Raw genomic sequence first — 17557 nt, forward strand, 5'->3', positions numbered from 1 at the left:
TCGCGAAGGTTTCGCGGAGGTCGAAGGTCCTTCACCGCCGGGAAGCGGCGCGGTCAGCGGATCGCGCCGGACGCGAGGCCGCCGGCGAGGCGGCGCTGCACGAGCACGAAGAAGATCAGCACCGGCAGGGTGATCAGCGTGGAGCCGGCCATGACCGCCCCCCAGTCGGTGCTGTACTGGCCGAAGAAGCGATGCAGCCCGACGGCCGCCGTGTACTTGCTGTCGTCCTGCATGAACACGAACGCGAAGATGAACTCGTTCCAGGCCGTGATGAACGCGAAGATGCTGGTGGCTACGAGCCCGGGTGCCACCAGCGGCAGCAGGACCGAACGGAACATGCGCCACCAGCCGCAGCCGTCCAGGTAGGCGGCCTCCTCGACTTCGTTCGGCACCGCGGCGACGAATCCGCGCAGGGTCCAGACGGCGAACGGCAGGGAGAACGCGAGGTAGACGATCGTCAGGCCGATGAGGCTGTTGAGGAGTTCGAGGTCACGCATCTGGAGGAACAGCGGGATCACCAGCGCCTCAAGGGGCACCATCTGCACCACCAGGATCATGACCAGCACCTTGGTGCGCATCCGGAAGCGGAAGCGGGCGACGGCGACGGCGGCGAAGAGGGCCAGCAGGCCGGACAGCAGCACCGTGCCGAGGCCGACAAGCGCCGAGTTGGCGAGGTAGCGGGTGAACTCCCCCTCGTTCAGGACCTGTCGGAAGTGGTCGAGCGTGAAGCCCGCGGGCAGCACCTCGGAGCCGCGGTGGTCGGCATCGGGGTCGAACGCCGAGGAGATCATCCAATACACCGGGAACAGCGTGAAGACCAGCAGCGCCGCCACGGCCGCCGCGATGCCGATGCGCCCTGCGGTGGAGGTGCGGCGGGTCACGGTTCGTCCTTCTCCCTGGACAGTGCGCGCACGTACACGACGGTGATGGCGAGCAGCAGCAGGGTCAGCAGCACGGCGATGGCGGAGCCCGTGCCGTACTCGTTCCTGCTGAACGACTGGATGTAGGACCAGACGCCGAGGTTGAGCACGTCCTCGTTCGCGCCCGCGCCGCCCGGCATCAGGTAGATCTGCGCGAATACCTTGAAGTCCCAGATGATCGACAGGATGGTCACGACCGCGAAGGCGGGCCTGATGGTGGGCACGGTGATCAGCCAGAAGCGCTGCCAAGGCCCGGCGCCGTCGCAGACGGCCGCCTCGGGCAGCTCCCTGGGGATGGTGAGGAGCGCGGCGTAGAGGGTGATGGCCACGAAGGGGAAGCCGTGGTGCACGACGTTGAGCGTGGCGATGGCGTAGAACGACCAGCGGTCGGTGAACCAGTTGGTTTCCCGCGGCTCGATGAGGCCGAGCCCGTCCAGGCCGCTGCTGACGACGCCGTCGAGCGGGTCGAAGATCCAGATCCACACGTAGGTGCCGGTGACGGCGGGCATCGCCCAGGCCATCATGATGACGGTGGAGCAGATGACGCGCCACACCCGCCCCAGGCGTTGGAGCAGCAGCGCGACCAGCGTGCCGACGACGAGGGTGAGGCCGACGCAGGCGCCGGCGAAGAAGACCGTGTTGGGCAGCACGGTCTTCCACAGGAACGAGTCGCCGAGGATGTCGCGGTAGTTGTCGAGCCCGGTGTAGTTGCTCTCCCCCGTGTTGATCTGCCGCAGCCCGTAGTCCTGGAACGACAGCAGCACGACGCGCGCCAGCGGCCAGAACAGCAGCACGGCGAGCACCGTGAGGGCGGGTGCGAGCAGCAGCCAGGGCCGCAGCGCGCGGCCGGCCGCGGCGCGGCGCGCGCTGCGCGGGGCGCGCCCCCCGCGCGGCGGCCGGGCCTTGACCGGGCGGTCAGCCGCCAAAGGTCTCGTCCATGGCCGCGGCGGCCTCGTCGGCGGCCTCCCGCACCGAACGGTCGCCCGACAGGATCGACTGGAGCATGCCCTGCACGACCTGCTCGCCCTGGATCGCGCCGTACCGGTCCGTCACCGGCAGGCTGGCGCCGGCTTCGAGCATCGCTTGCGCGAACGGTGCGACGAGCGGGTCGGCCTCCTGCTGGACCTCTTCGAGCAGGGACTGCTGCCCGGGGAAGTAGCCGGACTGCTCGGCCCACGCGGCGGCGTGTTCGCCGGTGGTCATCATTCTGATGAGTTCCCAGGCCAGCTCGGGCTCGTCGCTGCCGAACTCGCCCAGCAGGGAACCGCCGACGAACGAGGGGCTGAAGCCGCCGCCCCGCCCCGGCACGGGGACGACGCCGATCCGGTCGGCCCACGCGGGGTCGTCGGCGATCAGCGTGTTGACGGTCCAGTTGCCGTTGATGACCATGGCGGAGTCGCCGTTCTGGAAGCTTTCCAGCTGGTCGGTCTCCAGCCAGGTTTCCGCGGCGGCGACCGACAGGCCGTCCTCGGTGGCCAGCGAGGTGTAGAACTCGATGCCCTCGACGGCCTCCGGCGCGTTGATGGCCGACCGCCACTGTCCGTCGCCGGTCTGCTCGGCGATCTCGCCGCCCGCGCCCCAGACGAACGGGTACAGGCCGTACTCGCTGCCGCCGCTGACCGGGAACGGGATCATGTCCGGCTCCGAAACGCGCAGTTGCCGGGCCACCTCGCGCAGTTCCTGCCATGTGGTGGGCGGCTGGAGGTCGTGCTCGGCGAAGATGTCGGAGCGGTACATGAGGGCGCGGATGCCCGCGTACCAGGGCATGCCGTAGACGGCGCCGTCCACCTGCGCCGCCTCGTACAGGCCAGGCACCAGATCGTCGCCGAGGCCGTCGGCCTCGATCTGCTCCGCGAGGTCGGTCAGGGCCCCGGCCGCGCCGAACTCCGGCGCCCAGGTGGTGCCGATCTCGGCGACGTCGGGCAGTTCGCCGCCGGCCATCGCGGTCGTGAACCGGTCGTGCGCGTCCGCCCACTGGATGAACTGCACCTCAAGCGTGGCACCGGTCCGTTCGGTGAACGCGGCCTGGAGCTCCGCCACGTACGGGCCGGCGTCCGGGTTGGTGCCCTCCATGATCCAGACGTCGAGGGTCGGCCCGCCGTTCGCGCCGTCGTCCCCGTCGTCGCCGCCGCAGGCCGTGGCCAGGCCCAGGGAGAGCACCGCGGCGCCGGTGGCCAGACACCGAAAGACCGTTATGGAGGCACGCCCCCGGGAAGATTGACGCATGGCCGGTCCCCTCCGCAAAGGTCGTGGGATCTTCGAGCCGGGCTGGGCGTCTGATTGTGACAGTGCCGGGTGCGGGCCACCAGATGGTCACATCACGGAACGGCACCGTTTGTGGGCTGGACCACTGACGGGTGCGGAACGTCTGGGGTGGTCGCCGGGGTCAGACCGCCAGGGAGCGGTCGGTCGGGCGGATCGGGTAGGGCAGCGTGGACTCACCGGTGAGGTAACGGTCGACGCCGCGGGCGGCGGCGCGGCCCTCGGCGATGGCCCACACGATGAGCGACTGCCCGCGGCCCGCGTCGCCCGCGACGAACACGCCGGGCACGTTGGTCGCGTACTCGGCGTCGCGGGCGATGTTGCCGCGCGCGTCCAGGTCGAGGCCGAACTGCCGCACCAGGCCGTTCTCCTGATCGGTGCCGGTGAAGCCCATGGCGAGGGTCACCAGCTGCGCCGGAATCCGCTTCTCGGTGCCCGGCTTCGGCGTCAGCTTCCCGTCGACGAACTCGACCTCGATCAGGTGCAGCCACGCGACGTTGCCGTCCTCGTCGCCCTCGAAGTGGGTGGTGGAGACGGAGTAGACCCGCTCGCCGCCCTCCTCGTGCGCCGAGGTGACCTTGTACGTCATGGGGAACGTCGGCCACGGCTGGTGCGCGGGCCGCTCCTCGCCCGGCCTGGGCATGATCTCCAGCTGGGTGACCGAGGCCGCGCCCTGCCGGTGGGCCGTGCCGACGCAGTCGGCGCCGGTGTCGCCGCCGCCGATGACGACGACGTGCTTGCCCGCGGCGGAGATCGGGGCGGCGGTGAGGTCGCCCTCCTGCACCTTGTTGGCCAGCGGCAGGTACTCCATGGCCTGGTGCACGCCGTTCAGCTCGCGCCCCGGCACCGGCAGGTCGCGCGCGGCGGTGGCACCGGCGGCGATGACGACCGCGTCGTAGCGCTTGCGGAGCGCCGCGGCGTCGATGTCGCGGCCGATCTCGACCTCGGTGCGGAACTTGGTGCCCTCCGCGCGCATCTGCTCGACGCGGCGGTTCAAGTGCCGCTTCTCCATCTTGAACTCGGGGATGCCGTAGCGCAGCAGCCCGCCGATCCGGTCGGCCCGTTCGAACACGGCGACGGTGTGCCCGGCCCGCGTCAGCTGCTGCGCGGCGGCGAGCCCGGCAGGTCCTGAGCCGATGACGGCGACGGTCTTCCCGGAAAGACGCTCCGGCGGCTGCGGGGTGACGGTACCGGCCTCCCACGCCTTGTCGATGATGGTGACCTCGACGTTCTTGATGGTCACCGCGGGCCTGTTGATGCCGAGCACGCACGCCGACTCGCAGGGCGCCGGGCACAGCCGCCCGGTGAACTCGGGGAAGTTGTTCGTGGCGTGCAGCCGCTCGCTGGCCGCCGCCCAGTCCTCGCGGTAGGCGTAGTCGTTCCACTCGGGGATCAGGTTGCCCAGCGGACAGCCGTTGTGGCAGAACGGCACGCCGCAGTCCATGCAGCGCCCGGCCTGCTTGCTGATGATCGGCAGCAGCGAGCCGGGAACGTACACCTCGTTCCAGTCCTTGACCCGGGAGTCGACGGGGCGGGCCTGGGCGACCTCGCGCTCGGTGGAAAGGAATCCCTTCGGATCAGCCATGGGTCGCCGCCTCCATCATCTTCTCGTGGGTCTCGGACTCGCTGAGTCCGGCCCGCTCGGCGGCGTCCTTGGCGGCGAGCACGGCCTTGTAGGTAGTGGGCATGATCTTGCTGAACCGGGCCAGGCTCGCGTCCCAGTCCTTCAGCAGGCGGTCCGCCACCGTGGAGCCGGTCTCCTCGGCGTGCCGCCGCACCACGTCGTGCAGCCACTGGCGGTCGGCGTCCGTCAGCTCCTCCACGGCGACGAAGCCGGGGTTGACGTGCGCCGGGTCGAGGTCGACGACGTAGGCGACGCCGCCGGACATGCCGGCCGCGAAGTTCCGCCCGGTGGCGCCGAGCACCACGGCCCGGCCGCCCGTCATGTACTCACAGCCGTGGTCGCCGACGCCCTCGGCCACGACGGTGGCACCGGAGTTGCGCACGCAGAAACGTTCGCCGACCCGGCCGCGCAGGAAGATGTCGCCGCCGGTGGCGCCGTAGGCGATGGTGTTGCCCGCGATGGTGGAGAACTCCGGCAGGTGGTCGGCCCCCCGGTCCGGGCGAACGATCAGCCGGCCGCCGGACAGGCCCTTGCCGACGTAGTCGTTGGCGTCGCCCTCCAGGCGCAGCGTGACGCCGCGCGGCACGAACGCGCCGAAGGACTGGCCGGCCGAGCCGGTGAAGGTGATGTCGATGGTGTCCTCGGGCAGCCCGGCGCCGCCGAACCGCTTGGTCACCTCGTGCCCGAGCATCGTGCCGACGGTGCGGTTGATGTTGCGGATGGCGACCTGCGCGCGGACCGGCTGGGCGTCCTCGGGGGTGTCCGCCGACAGGGCGTCGGCGGCCAGCCGGATCAGGTCGTTGTCCAGCGCCTTGGCCAGGCCGTGGTCCTGCTCGGTGGTGCGGTGCCTGGCCGCTCCCTCGGACAGCTGCGGCACGTGCAGCAGCGGCGCCAGGTCCAGGCCCTGCGCCTTCCAGTGGTCGACGGCGCGCGAGACGTCGAGCAGCTCGGCGTGACCGATGGCCTCGTCCAGGGTGCGGAAGCCCAGCTCGGCCAGCAGCTCGCGGACCTCTTCCGCGATGAACTCGAAGAAGTTGACCACGAACTCCGGCTTGCCGGTGAACCGCTGCCGCAGCACCGGGTTCTGCGTGGCGATGCCGACCGGGCAGGTGTCCAGGTGGCACACCCGCATCAGGACGCAGCCCGAGACGACCAGTGGCGCGGTCGCGAAGCCGAACTCCTCGGCGCCGAGCAGCGCCGCGATCAGCACGTCGCGGCCTGTCTTCAGCTGACCGTCGGTCTGCACGACGATCCGGTCGCGCAGCCCGTTGAGCAGCAGTGTCTGCTGAGTCTCGGCCAGGCCCAGCTCCCAGGGGCCGCCCGCGTGCTTCAGGGAGGTGAGCGGGGAGGCGCCGGTGCCGCCGTCGTGCCCGGAGATCAGCACCACGTCGGCGTGCGCCTTGGAAACGCCGGCCGCAACGGTGCCCACGCCGACCTCGGAGACCAGCTTCACGTGGATGCGGGCCGCGGGGTTGGCGTTCTTCAGGTCGTGGATGAGCTGCGCCAGGTCCTCGATCGAGTAGATGTCGTGGTGCGGGGGCGGGGAGATCAGGCCGACGCCCGGCGTGGAGTGCCGCGTCCTGGCCACCCACGGGTACACCTTGTGGCCCGGCAGCTGGCCGCCCTCACCCGGCTTCGCGCCCTGCGCCATCTTGATCTGGATGTCGTCGGCGTTGACCAGGTACTCGCTGGTCACGCCGAAGCGGCCGGATGCGACCTGCTTGATGGCGCTGCGCCGCTCGGGGTCGACCAGCCGGTCGGAGTCCTCGCCGCCCTCGCCGGTGTTGGACTTGGCGCCCAGCCGGTTCATCGCGATGGCCAGCGTCTCGTGCGCCTCGCGGGAGATGGAGCCGTAGCTCATCGCGCCGGTGGAGAACCTCTTGACGATCTCGCCGACCGGCTCGACCTCCTCCAGCGGCACGGCCGGGCGCTCGCCCGGCTTCAGCCGGAACAGCCCGCGGAGCGTCATCAGCCGCTCGGACTGCTCGTTCACCCGGCCGGTGTACTGCCGGAAGACGTCGTAGCGGCGCTCGCGGGTCGAGTGCTGGAGGCGGAAGACCGTCTCCGGGTCGAACAGGTGCGGCTCGCCCTCGCGGCGCCACTGGTACTCGCCGCCGATCTCCAGGTTCCGGTGGGCGGGCGCCACGCCGGAGGCCGGGTACGCCTTGGCGTGCCGCGCCGCGACCTCGCGGGCCACCACGTCGATGCCGGCGCCGCCGATCTTGGTGGTGGTGCCGTGGAAGTAGGTGTCGACGAACGACTCGTCCAGGCCGACGGCTTCGAAGACCTGCGCGCCGCGGTAGGAGGCGACGGTGGAGATGCCCATTTTGGACATCACCTTCAGTACGCCCTTGCCCAGCGCCTTGATGAGGTTGCGGATGGCCTCGCCGGCCGCCATGCCGGGCAGGTAGGTGCCGCGGGCGACCAGGTCCTCCACCGACTCCATGGCCAGGTAGGGGTTGACCGCGGCGGCGCCGTAGCCGATGAGCAGCGCGACGTGGTGCACCTCGCGCACGTCCCCGGCCTCCACGAGCAGACCCACCTGGGTGCGCTGCTTGGTGCGGATGAGGTGGTGGTGCACGGCGGAGGTCAGCAGCAGCGACGGGATCGGGGCGTGCTCGGCGTCCGAGTGCCGGTCGGAGAGCACAATGAGGCGGGCGCCGTCCGCGATCGCCGCGTCGGCCTCGGCGCAGATCTCGGCGATCCGGTCGGCCAGGGCCGCCCCGCCGCCCGAGACCCGGTACAGGCCGGAGAGGGTGACGGCACCGAAGCCCGGCAGGTTGCCGTCGGCGTTGATGTGGATGAGCTTGGCCAGCTCGTCGTTGTCGATCACCGGGAAGGGCAGCGTCACGCTGCGACAGGAGGCCGCGTTCGGCTCCAGCAGGTTGCCCTGCGGGCCGAGGGACGACAGCAGGGAGGTGACGAGCTCCTCGCGGATGGCGTCCAGCGGCGGGTTGGTGACCTGCGCGAACAGCTGGGTGAAGTAGTCGAAGATCAGCCGCGGCCGGTCCGAGAGGGCGGCGATGGGCGTGTCGGTTCCCATGGAGCCGATCGGCTCGGCACCGCTCTGGGCCATCGGCGTGAGCAGGACCCGCAGCTCCTCCTCGGTGTAGCCGAACGTCTGCTGGCGGCGGGTGACCGAGGCGTGGGTGTGGACGATGTGCTCGCGCTCGGGCAGGTCGGCCAGCTCGATGAGCCCGGCTTCCAGCCATTCGGCGTAGGGCTGCTCGGCGGCCAGCGCCGCCTTGATCTCGTCATCCTCGATGATGCGGTGCTCGGCGGTGTCGACGAGGAACATCCGGCCGGGCTGGAGCCGGCCCTTGCGGACGACGCGGGCGGGGTCGATGTCCAGGACGCCGACCTCGGAGGACAGCACGACGAGCCCGTCGTCGGTGACCCAGTAGCGGCCAGGGCGCAGTCCATTGCGGTCGAGGACCGCGCCGACCTGCGTGCCGTCGGTGAAGGTGACGCAGGCCGGGCCGTCCCAGGGCTCCATGATCGTGGAGTGGTACTGGTAGAACGCGCGGCGGGCCTGGTCCATGGAGCCGTGGTTCTCCCACGCCTCGGGGACCATCATCAGCACGGCGTGCGGCAGCGGCCGGCCGCCGAGGTGCAGCAGTTCGAGCACCTCGTCGAAGGTGGCCGAGTCGGACGCCTCCGGGGTGCAGATCGGGAAGAGCCGCGCCAGCTTCTCCGGCGGCCCGAAGACGTCACCTGCGAGCTGCGATTCGCGGGCCCGCATCCAGTTGCGGTTGCCCTGGACGGTGTTGATCTCACCGTTGTGGGCGACGAAGCGGTAGGGGTGCGCCAGCGGCCAGCTCGGGAAGGTGTTGGTGGAGAACCGCGAGTGCACCAGGGCGATGGCGCTGGTGAGACGGCGGTCGGACAGGTCGGGGAAGAACGGCTCCAGCTGCCCCGTGGTGAGCATGCCCTTGTAGACCAGGGTACGCGCGGACAGTGACGGGAAGTAGATCCCGGCCTCGCGCTCGGCGCGCTTGCGCAGCACGAAGACGGCGCGGTCGAGGGCCAGGCCGCTCTTCTCGCCCGCGGCGTCGGCGACGAACAGCTGCCGGAACGCGGGCATCGTGTCGCGGGCCGCGGTGCCGAGCAGCTCGGGCGCGACAGGCACCTCGCGCCAGCCGAGCACGGCCAGCCCCTCCTCGCCGGCGATCGCGGCGACCCGGCCCATGGCAGCGGCGGCCGCTTCCGGGCCGGTGGGCAGGAAGGCCAGGCCGACGGCGTAGGAGCCGGCCGGCGGCAGCACGAAGGGAACGCTGTCCCGGAGGAACGCGTCCGGAATCTGGAGGAGGATGCCGGCACCGTCGCCGGTATCGGGGTCCGAGCCGGTGGCTCCGCGGTGCTCAAGATTGCGCAGCACGGTGAGCGCCTGGTCGACCAGCTCGTGGCTGGCTTCGCCGGTGAGTGTGGCGACGAAGCCGACACCGCACGCATCATGCTCGTTGCGCGGGTCGTACATCCCCTGCTTGACCGGGTGGGACGCAGAACGCATCGGCTCTCCCGTCGTCGTCTTGGTGTGTGACTTGTTCCGAGGGACGACGCTGGCCCTGGCGTACGTTAAATTTTCGTGCAGATTACACGATGACCCGAATCCCGGGAAGCGGATACCACTGTCCACGATGCGGACTTCGCCGCGCGAGGCCGTACCGGAGATGGCGGAATATGTCCGCCTAGCATGCAAGCCTGCACGGGCGCCTGTGCCCGCGGGCCGAGAACCACATGCCCGCCGTCAACGAACTGAAACCACCAGGAAACAAAGCTCACCCTGAAGCACGCACAAGCGACATAGCGTGGTCAATTGTCGTTCGTATGGATCAACCCAGCGAGGTGCCCAGCAGGGAGCCCAGCGCGTAGGTCAGGCCCGCCGCCGCGGCGCCGAGACCGAGCTGCCGCAGCCCGCTGAACCACCACGGTCTGGCCGTCACGCGGGCGACGGCCGCGCCGCACAGGAAGAGGCCGAGCAGCGCCAGCAGCACCGCGGGCCACAGCGCCGTGGCCCCCATCAGGTAGGGCAGCAGGGGCAGCACCGCCCCCGCGGCGAACGAGCCGAACGAGGAAACCGCCGCGACGGTCGGCGACGGCAGGTCGCCCGGCGCGACGCCCAGCTCCTCGCGCGTGTGGATCTCCAGCGCCTGCTCCGGGTCGGCCGACAGCTGCCGGGCGACCTCCCGGGCAAGGCCCGGCTCCACCCCGCGCCGCACGTAGACGTCGGCCAGCTCGGCCAGCTCGTCGTCCGGGTGCCGGCTCAGCTCCCGGCGTTCCACGTCGATCTCGGCCAGGACCAGCTCGCGCTGGGACGCCACCGAGGTGTACTCCCCCGCCGCCATGGAGAACGCGCCGGCCGCCAGGCCGGCCGTGCCCGCCACGGCGATGGCCTGGGAGGAGGCGGAGCTGCCGGCGACGCCGCTGATCAGCCCCAGGTTGGAGACGAGCCCGTCCATGGCGCCGAAGACGGCCGGCCGCAGCCAGCCGCCGTTCACCTCGCGGTGGCTGTGGTGCGCCTCCGCTCCCGCCATGTCCGGTGCCTCCCGACTCCTCACGATTGCGTGCAACGCGCCCGGCCGCGGACGCATTCCCCGGCCTGGTCCCGACATGCGGCACGGCCCGGCGGGGCCGGGCCGTGCGAGGGGGATGGCCCCGGTCAGGGCCGCTTCGCGGACGCGGCCTCGTCCGCGCCGGCTCCCGTGTCCTTCTGCTCCGCGCGCTTCTCCACGTCCGCGTCCTTGTTCTCGTCCGCGTCCTTCTCCGCGTCCGCCTGCGGCTCCTCGGCGCCGGCCGCCGCACCGTCGGCACCGTCCGGTCCTGCCGCACCGTCCGGCTCGACCCGCTCCTCGCGGCCCGGGCTGCGCCGGGCGGAGAGCACCAGGTAGGCGACGGCGGCGAGGAAGACCACGATGGAAGTCCAGTTGTTCAGCCGCAGCCCGAGGAACTCGTTCGCCTCGTCGATCCGCAGGTACTCGATCCAGAAGCGGCCGGCCGTGTACGCGGCCACGTAGAGCGCGAACGCCCGGCCGTGCCCCAGCCGGAACCGGCGGTCCGCCCAGATCACCAGAACGCCGACGCCCACGCACCACAGCGACTCGTACAGAAAGGTGGGGTGGAACGTGCCGCTGTCCAGACCGTTGTCGATCTCCACGGCCCACGGCACGTCCGTGGCCTTGCCGTACAGCTCCTGGTTGAACCAGTTGCCCCAGCGCCCGATCGCCTGCGCGAAGGCGATGCCGGGGGCGATCGCGTCCGCCATCGGCGGCAGCGCGATACCCCGCCGCCGGCAGGCGATCCACGCGCCCAGCGCACCGCCGGCGATGGCACCCCAGATGCCGATGCCGCCGTCCCAGATCTTGAACGCGTCGACCCAGTCGCGGCCCTCGTCGAAGTAGAGCTGGTAGTCGGTCACGACGTGGTAAATCCGCGCGCCCACCAGGCCGAACGGCACGGCCCACACGGCGATGTCGGCGACCGTTCCCGGATTGCCGCCGCGCTGGACCCAGCGGCGACCGCCGAGCCAGATGGCGAGGAAGACACCGATGATGATGCACAGCGCGTACCCGCGGAGCGGCAGCGGTCCGAGGTGGATCTCGCTCTCGCTGGGGCTGGGGATAGAGGCAAGGATCTCCATGGTGGTCCAGACGCTACCCTGCCCGCCCCGCGGGACGGAATCCGCCGGGCGCGTCGGCCGCCGTGTCAGGCGTCAGTTGCCCGATCCGGCGGCCTCCTCCACTCTCTCCCGCAGCCGCTCGGGCGTCAGCGGGTCCTCCGAGTCGCCGTAGATGTTCTCGCCGTCGAGCAGCACGGTCGGCGTGGCGTTGAAGTCCGCGTCGAGGAACCCGGCGTTGGAGCTGCTGACCCACTCGTCGTGCGCGCCGTCCTGGACGCAGGAGCGGAACGACTCGGTGTCGAGCCCCTCGACGTCCTCGGCGAGGCCGATCAGGCGCGCCTTGTCGCCGAACGTGTCGTCGCGCTCGGCCGGCTGGTTCTCGAACAGCACGTCGTGGTACTCGGAGAACTTGCCCTCGTCCCGGGCGCACAGCGCGGCGTTCGCGGCGAACTTGGAGCCGTTGCCCCCCATGTTCCCGTCGATGATGGTGACGAGGTGGTAGTCGACCTGGAGCTTCCCCTCCTCCGTCAGGTCCCGGATGGTGTCCCGGAACCCGTTCTCGAACTGGCCGCAGGCCGGGCAGCGGAAGTCCTCGTACACGGCGAGGGTGGCCGGGGCCGAGGACCGGCCCACGGTGACGGGCTCGGTGCCCGGCACGTCGTCGCCCTCGCCACCGCCGTTCGCGGCGATGACGCCGATCCCCGCGGCAATGGCGAGGACGACGACGGCGATCCCGCCGACCTTGACCGTCCGCTTCCTGCGCTCGGCCGCCTTCTCCCGTTCCCGCTCCTCGCGCAGCCGTTCGCGGGCGCTGCGCTTCCCCTCACGATTCCGTTCACTCACGTCCTGAGCCAACGAACCCGGCCAGGACAGGACACGCTCCGCGCGTGGATCTGACGAAGCGGTGACATCCGCCCGCAGACGAGCCGTTTGCGGTCCTGGCGCGCCTAGCGTGAGGCGGGTGATCGCTCGCAAGACCGCGCTCGACCTGCTGGCCGCGGCCCTGGCCGTACTGCTCTTCGCGACGGCGGCCGTCGTCGGGGCCGCCATCAACGACGACGACGTGCTGACGCTGAAGTGGCCGCCGATGTTCGCCCGCTGGGAGCCGCACGTGGGTCCCGGCACGCCCGCGGCCCTCATCGTCGCGGGCCTGGTGCTCCTGTACGGGCCGCACGTCGCCCGGCGGCTGCCCTGGCGGTGGCTGCCGCTCGCGGCCTGGGGCGCGTCGATGGCCTGGGTGTGGTCGCTCGCGCTGATCGACGGCTGGCGGCGGGGCGTGGCGCGGCGGCTGGCCTACGGGCACGAGTACCTGACGGCGCTGGACGACATCGACGGCATCGGGCACTTCCTGCGCACGTTCACCGATCACATTCCGCTGGAGTCGCAGGACAACTGGCCCGCGCACGTCGCCGGGCACCCGCCGGCCGCCACGCTGACGTTCGTGCTCCTCGACCGGGTGGGTCTGGGCGGCGGGGCCTGGGCCGCGGCGTTCTGCATCACGGCCGCGGCCAGCGCCGCCGCCGCCGTCCTGATCGCCGTGCGCACGCTCGCGGACGAGGAGACGGCCCGGCGGGCCGCGCCGTTCCTGGTGCTCGCCCCGGCCGCGGTGTGGCTCGGGGTCTCCGCGGACGGCTGGTTCACGGCGGTCGCGGCCTGGGCGCTGGCGCTGCTCGCGCTCGCCGCGACCCGAGCGGTGCGGGCCCCGTGGGCGGCGGCGCTCGGCGCCGGGGTGCTGTCCGGGCTGCTGCTCTACCTGTCCTACGGCCTGGTGCTGATGGGCGTGGTGGCCGTCGCGGTCCTGCTGCTCGCGCGGTCCTGGCGCCCGCTGCCGTGGCTGCTGCTGGGGATCGTGCCGTGGGTGGTGGGATTCACCGCGGCCGGGTTCTGGTGGTACGACGGCTACGACATCCTCGTGGACCGCTATTACGCGGGCTCGGGCGGGCACCGGCCCTACGGCTACTTCATCTGGGCGAACCTGGCGGTCCAGGTGGCGTCCGTCGGCCTCGCCACCGCCGCCGGCCTGCGCCGGGCCGCGGAACGCCCGTGGCCCGCGCGAGGGCCCCGGCGGGCGCTGGTCGTGCTGGTGGGGGCGGCCCTGGCGGCGATGCTGCTGGCCGACGTGTCCGGCATGAGCAAGGCGGAGACCGAACGGATCTGGCTGCCGTTCGCCGTGTGGCTGCTGCCCGCCGCGGCGCTGCTGCCCGAACGGCACGCGCGCTGGTGGCTGGCCGCGCAGGCCGTGGTGGCCCTGACCGTCAACCATCTGTGGATCACCCGCTGGTGAGGTGAGGACGCATGCGCACGTTCGTTCCCTTCCGTGGCCGGCTGCACGACGCCCGCACGGCCACGGCCGTCGGCCGGTGGCTGGGCGCCGGCGTGCTGGTGTGCTTCCTGACCGGCCTGATCAGCCACGGCCTCCAGACCCCGCCCGGCTGGCTCGCGCCGCACCTGCCGGCCAGGCCGGTCTGGGGCTACCGCGTCACGCAGGGCCTGCACGTGGCCACCGGGATCGCGCTGGTGCCGCTGCTCCTGGCCAAGCTGTGGACGGTGTACCCGCGGCTGTGGGTCCGCCCGCCGGTGCGGTCGGTTCGGCACGTGCTGGAGCGCGCGTCGATCGCGGTGCTGGTGGCCGCCGCGCTGCTCGAAGTCGCCCTGGGGCTGGCCAACATCGCGCAGTGGTACCCGTGGCCGTTCGGCTTCAAGCGCGTGCACTGGGCGCTGGCCTGGGTGCTGTGCGGGGCGCTGCTGCTGCACGTGGCGGTGAAGGCGCCGCGGATCGCCGCCCACTGGCGGCGGCCCGCGCCGGGCACGGACCCGGACGCGGGCGAACGGCGGTCGCTGCTGCTCGGGGTCGGCGCGGCGGTGGGCGCGGTGACGCTGGTGACGGCGGGGCAGTCGCTGACGCCGCTGCGTGCCGCGACCCTGCTCGCGCCGCGCCGCCCGGACGGGACGGCGCAGGGCCTGCCAGTGAACCGCACGGCCGCCGAGGCCGGGGTGGCGCACGTCAGCGGTGCGGCGTGGCGGCTCCAGGTCACCGGGCCGCGCCCGTTCCACCTGTCGCTCGCCGAGCTGCGCGCGCTGCCTCGGCACCGGGCGCGGCTGCCGATCGCCTGTGTGGAGGGCTGGAGCGCGTCGGCGTGGTGGGAAGGGGTGCGGCTGGCGGACCTGCTGGACCGGGCGGGGGCACCCGAGGACGCGTTCGTGCGGGTGGTGTCGTTGCAGAAGTCGGGCGGGTACCGCGTGATGGAGATGGGGCCGCACTACGCGCGCGATCCGCTCACACTGCTCGCGCTGCGGCTGAACGGTGAGGTGCTGTCGCCCGACCACGGCTTCCCGGCGCGGATCATCGCGCCGAACCGGCCGGGGGTGTGGCAGACCAAATGGGTGCGGCTCATCGAGGTGCTGCGGTGAGGGCGGCGCGCCTGGTCCTCGGGGCGGCCGGGCTGCTGCTGCTCGCGGCCGGGGTGCGGCTGCTGATCACGGGCGGCCCCGCGGACGCGCCGCGGCAGGTCGCGGTGTGGCTGGCCGGCGCGGTGGTGCTGCACGACCTGGCGCTCGCGCCGCTGGTCCTGGCCGCGGGCCTCGTGGTGCGCCGGCTGCCCGCCCGCCGCGCGGTGCGCGGCGGGCTGATCGTCGCGGGCTGCCTGACCCTGGTCGCGCTCCCGCCGCTGCTGCGGCCGGGCGAGCCGCGCAACGCGACGGCGCTGCCGCTGGACTACGGCCGCAATCTGGTACTGCTGCTCGCGGCGACGGCCCTGGCAGCGGCCGCGGCAGCGGCCTGGCGCCGCGCCCGCCGCCCGGGGCCGGGAGGCCCCGGCGCCTGACCCTTCCGCGTGCGACTCACGCACCGCGGTGTTCGGGGGCGCCGCCCCCGAACATCCGGCGGCGCGGTCCCCGGCCGGGGCTCCTACCGTCCCGCGCACTGTGATCCGGTTGCTCGGGGCGCCGCCCCGTCGCTGTCGCCGTCGCTGTCTGCCGCGAGCCATCGCCGGGCGTGGCGCCCGAATGCGCGGCCGACTCGGTGGGAAGCACCATGCGCGGCACCGCCGGACGAAGCGCAGGCGAGGCCGGGCATGGTGCTTCCCCGGGCAAACCCGCGCGGGAAGCGCTCGGCACTCAGCGGCGGAGGGCCACGAACGTCCGGCCGTGGAGTGTCCAGCGGACCACCGGCGTCCAGCCGGCGGACTCCGCGTCGGCGCACAGGGCCGGGGGGCCGATGCGGGCCCAGGGGAACGCGGGGCCGAGGGGGCCGTTCCCATTGTCGAGGCGCACCTCGAAGCGTTCGTCGACGTCGCCGGGCGCGGTCTCGGCGAGCAGCAGCCCGCCGGGGGCGGTCAGGCGGCGGATGCGGTGCAGGAGCGCGGCCGGGTCGCCGCCGATCCCTATGTTGCCGTCCATCAGCAGGACGCTCCCCCACCGGCCCTCGGCCGGAAGGTCCTGGAACACCGAGCGCAGCAAGGCCGTTCCGCCGCCGCTGCGGGTGCGGGCGACGGCCGCGGGCGAGGTGTCGATGCCGAGCGCGGGGCGCGCGGCGCGGGCCAGTGCGGTGACCATGCGGCCGGGCCCGCACCCGATGTCCAGAACGCTGCCGGTGCAGTGGCGCAGGACGGTGCGGTCGGCCGCGTCGGGGCCCGCGCACCAGCGTTCGACGTCGAGGCGGAGGCGGCGCCCGTCGGCGCGGCGCAGGAACAGCGGTCCGCGGCCGGTGCGCAGGGCCCAGGCGTAGGCGTCACCGGTCCAGGTCACGAGGCGACGCCGGTGCCGAGGGCGTGCCAGGCGGCGGCGAACCGGCCGCCGGGCGCCTCGTGGGCGATCCGTTCCGCGTCCGCGGCGGTGTCCACGTCGCGCAGGACGGGAAGTTCCCGCACGTCCAGGCCCGCCTCGGTCAGCCGCCGGTGCTGGGCGCGGCCGGTCAGCGGCGTGGACATGGGCACGCCGCGCACCAGCGCCGGGCGCGGCTCCGCCATGCCCAGCGCCCAGAACCCGCCGTCCGCCGCGGGCCCGAACCAGGCGCGGCGCCGCGGCCAGCCGCCGGGCGGCGCGGTGGCGGGGGCCAGCAGCGCGGGGGTGAGCTGGGGGGTGTCCATGCCGACGAGCAGCGTGGGGCCCGCACAGTGCGCGAACGCGGCGGCGATGCGTTCGTCGAGACCCCCGTCGCACTGCGGGACGACGTCGAAGCCGGGCGGCAGCCAGCGGCCGGTGCGCCCGGCCAGGACCAGCAGCCGGCGCCTGGCGGGCACGCGCAGCAGGGTGTGCAGGGTGTCGGCGAGCGCGGCTTCGGCGAGCCGGGCGGCCTGGGCGGGGGTGCAGGGCGGGGTGAGGCGCGTCTTGACGCGGCCGGGGGCCGGCTCCTTGGCGATGACGACGAGGGTCGTGGGCCCTTCCGGCGGGCGCGCGGTCATTTCAGCACCGCCCGCATGTCGGTGACGGCCTGCCAGGTGCCGCGCCAGGTGCCGGTCACTTTCGAACGGCCGGTGCGCGGCCGGTAGGCGACGTCCGTCTCCTCGATGCGCCAGCCCGCCTCGGCGGCCAGGACGACCATCTGCAAGGGGTATCCGCTGCGCCGGTCGGTGAGGCCCAGGCCGAGGAGGCCGGTGCGGCGCGCGACGCGCATCGGGCCGAGGTCGCGCAGCCGTACGCCGGTGCGGGTGCGCACCATGCGGGACAGGGCGCGATTGCCCGCCCTGGCGTGGAGGGGCCAGGCGCCGCGCGCGGTGGGGCGCCGGCGGGCCAGCACGAGGTCGGCCGTCCCGGCGCCGACGGGCGCCGCGACGCGCGGCAGTTCGGCCGGGTCGAGGGAGGCGTCGCAGTCGCAGAACGCGACCAGGTCGCCGGTGGCGGCGAGGAGCCCGGCGTGGCAGGCGGCGCCGAAGCCGCGGCGCGGTTCGTGGACGACCCGTGCGCCGAGCCGTCCGGCCAGGTCGGCGGAGCCGTCGGTCGACCCGTTGTCCACGACGACGGCCCGCCAGCCGTCGGGGACCCGGCTCAGTACCCAGGGCAGTGCTTCGGCTTCGTTCAGGCAGGGCAGCACCAGATCGCCCCGCGTCGGTGGAGAGGTGGTCACGCTCCTTACCCTACGGAGACAACCGGGACATATCGGGGCACTGCTCCTTACGAAACCCTGACGTCGCCCCG

Annotated in this window: 14 protein-coding genes; 3 read left to right on the forward strand and 11 right to left on the reverse strand. The window is 72.8% G+C overall.

Translation table 11 applies throughout. From position 1 onward, the window contains the following. Positions 1-53: 53 nt before the first annotated feature. From RM779_RS20550 to RM779_RS20585, 8 genes are all read right to left on the reverse strand, one after another. Complete coding sequence (locus RM779_RS20550; protein WP_311619197.1) at positions 54-881, reverse strand: carbohydrate ABC transporter permease; 828 nt, start codon at positions 879-881, stop codon at positions 54-56. Beyond that, a complete protein-coding gene (locus RM779_RS20555; protein WP_311619198.1) occupies positions 878-1846 on the reverse strand; it encodes a carbohydrate ABC transporter permease in 969 nt (322 codons plus the stop codon). Before RM779_RS20555 ends, RM779_RS20550 begins: the two co-directional genes overlap by 4 nt. Then, a complete protein-coding gene (locus RM779_RS20560) occupies positions 1836-3146 on the reverse strand; it encodes a sugar ABC transporter substrate-binding protein (RefSeq protein WP_311619199.1) in 1311 nt (436 codons plus the stop codon). Before RM779_RS20560 ends, RM779_RS20555 begins: the two co-directional genes overlap by 11 nt. Before the next feature lie 160 nt (positions 3147-3306). After that, a complete protein-coding gene (locus tag RM779_RS20565; protein WP_311619200.1) occupies positions 3307-4767 on the reverse strand; it encodes a glutamate synthase subunit beta in 1461 nt (486 codons plus the stop codon). Continuing rightward, positions 4760-9316 carry a glutamate synthase large subunit gene (gene gltB / locus RM779_RS20570; protein WP_311619201.1) on the reverse strand — a complete coding sequence of 1519 codons (4557 nt, stop codon included), beginning with the start codon at positions 9314-9316 and terminating at the stop codon, positions 4760-4762. The genes RM779_RS20565 and gltB overlap by 8 nt, the downstream gene beginning before the upstream one ends. A 322-nt stretch (positions 9317-9638) precedes the next feature. Further along, the gene (locus tag RM779_RS20575; protein WP_311619202.1) at positions 9639-10340 is read right to left on the reverse strand and encodes a VIT1/CCC1 transporter family protein; all 702 of its coding nucleotides are present in this window, start codon (positions 10338-10340) and stop codon (positions 9639-9641) included. Positions 10341-10465: 125 nt separating this feature from the next. Further along, positions 10466-11443, reverse strand: coding sequence for a prolipoprotein diacylglyceryl transferase (lgt, locus tag RM779_RS20580; RefSeq protein ID WP_311619203.1), 978 nt, complete (start codon positions 11441-11443; stop codon positions 10466-10468). A 72-nt stretch (positions 11444-11515) separates the two neighbouring features. Beyond that, positions 11516-12265: a DsbA family protein gene (locus RM779_RS20585; RefSeq protein ID WP_311619204.1), complete on the reverse strand. Its 750-nt coding sequence runs from the start codon at positions 12263-12265 to the stop codon at positions 11516-11518. 61 nt (positions 12266-12326) lie between these two features. Here RM779_RS20585 and RM779_RS20590 point away from each other — a divergent pair, with 61 nt between their 5' ends. The 3 genes from RM779_RS20590 to RM779_RS20600 are packed head-to-tail and all read left to right on the forward strand — an operon-like array spanning position 12327 to position 15246. Further along, complete coding sequence (locus RM779_RS20590) at positions 12327-13706, forward strand: hypothetical protein (RefSeq protein WP_394813348.1); 1380 nt, start codon at positions 12327-12329, stop codon at positions 13704-13706. 11 nt (positions 13707-13717) lie between these two features. After that, positions 13718-14833 carry a molybdopterin-dependent oxidoreductase gene (locus RM779_RS20595; protein ID WP_311619206.1) on the forward strand — a complete coding sequence of 372 codons (1116 nt, stop codon included), beginning with the start codon at positions 13718-13720 and terminating at the stop codon, positions 14831-14833. Beyond that, entirely contained in the window at positions 14830-15246 is a 417-nt protein-coding gene (locus tag RM779_RS20600; protein WP_311619207.1) for a hypothetical protein, read from the forward strand. The genes RM779_RS20595 and RM779_RS20600 overlap by 4 nt, the downstream gene beginning before the upstream one ends. A gap of 292 nt (positions 15247-15538) precedes the next feature. Here the strand turns inward: RM779_RS20600 and RM779_RS20605 are convergent, their stop codons facing one another. From RM779_RS20605 to RM779_RS20615, 3 genes are read right to left on the reverse strand one after another with little or no spacing between them, the layout of a single operon-like run. Then, complete coding sequence (locus RM779_RS20605; RefSeq protein WP_311619208.1) at positions 15539-16168, reverse strand: methyltransferase domain-containing protein; 630 nt, start codon at positions 16166-16168, stop codon at positions 15539-15541. Next, positions 16165-16824: a TIGR04282 family arsenosugar biosynthesis glycosyltransferase gene (locus RM779_RS20610; protein ID WP_311619209.1), complete on the reverse strand. Its 660-nt coding sequence runs from the start codon at positions 16822-16824 to the stop codon at positions 16165-16167. The genes RM779_RS20605 and RM779_RS20610 overlap by 4 nt, the downstream gene beginning before the upstream one ends. Continuing rightward, positions 16821-17486 carry a glycosyltransferase family 2 protein gene (locus RM779_RS20615; RefSeq protein WP_311619210.1) on the reverse strand — a complete coding sequence of 222 codons (666 nt, stop codon included), beginning with the start codon at positions 17484-17486 and terminating at the stop codon, positions 16821-16823. The genes RM779_RS20610 and RM779_RS20615 overlap by 4 nt, the downstream gene beginning before the upstream one ends. Between the last annotated feature and the right edge of the window lie 71 nt (positions 17487-17557).

Source organism: Streptomyces johnsoniae, assembly GCF_031845565.1.
GTDB lineage: Bacteria > Actinomycetota > Actinomycetes > Streptomycetales > Streptomycetaceae > Streptomyces > Streptomyces johnsoniae.

What these genes read in the sequence shown, in the direction of transcription:
- RM779_RS20560 (WP_311619199.1), bottom strand. Translation starts at nt 3,146, where the DNA reads ATGCGTCAATCTTCCCGGGGGCGTGCCTCCATAACGGTCTTTCGGTGT.
- RM779_RS20610 (WP_311619209.1), bottom strand. Translation starts at nt 16,824, where the DNA reads ATGACCGCGCGCCCGCCGGAAGGGCCCACGACCCTCGTCGTCATCGCC.
- RM779_RS20575 (WP_311619202.1), bottom strand. Translation starts at nt 10,340, where the DNA reads ATGGCGGGAGCGGAGGCGCACCACAGCCACCGCGAGGTGAACGGCGGC.
- lgt (WP_311619203.1), bottom strand. Translation starts at nt 11,443, where the DNA reads ATGGAGATCCTTGCCTCTATCCCCAGCCCCAGCGAGAGCGAGATCCAC.
- RM779_RS20565 (WP_311619200.1), bottom strand. Translation starts at nt 4,767, where the DNA reads ATGGCTGATCCGAAGGGATTCCTTTCCACCGAGCGCGAGGTCGCCCAG.
- gltB (WP_311619201.1), bottom strand. Translation starts at nt 9,316, where the DNA reads ATGCGTTCTGCGTCCCACCCGGTCAAGCAGGGGATGTACGACCCGCGC.
- RM779_RS20595 (WP_311619206.1), top strand. Translation starts at nt 13,718, where the DNA reads ATGCGCACGTTCGTTCCCTTCCGTGGCCGGCTGCACGACGCCCGCACG.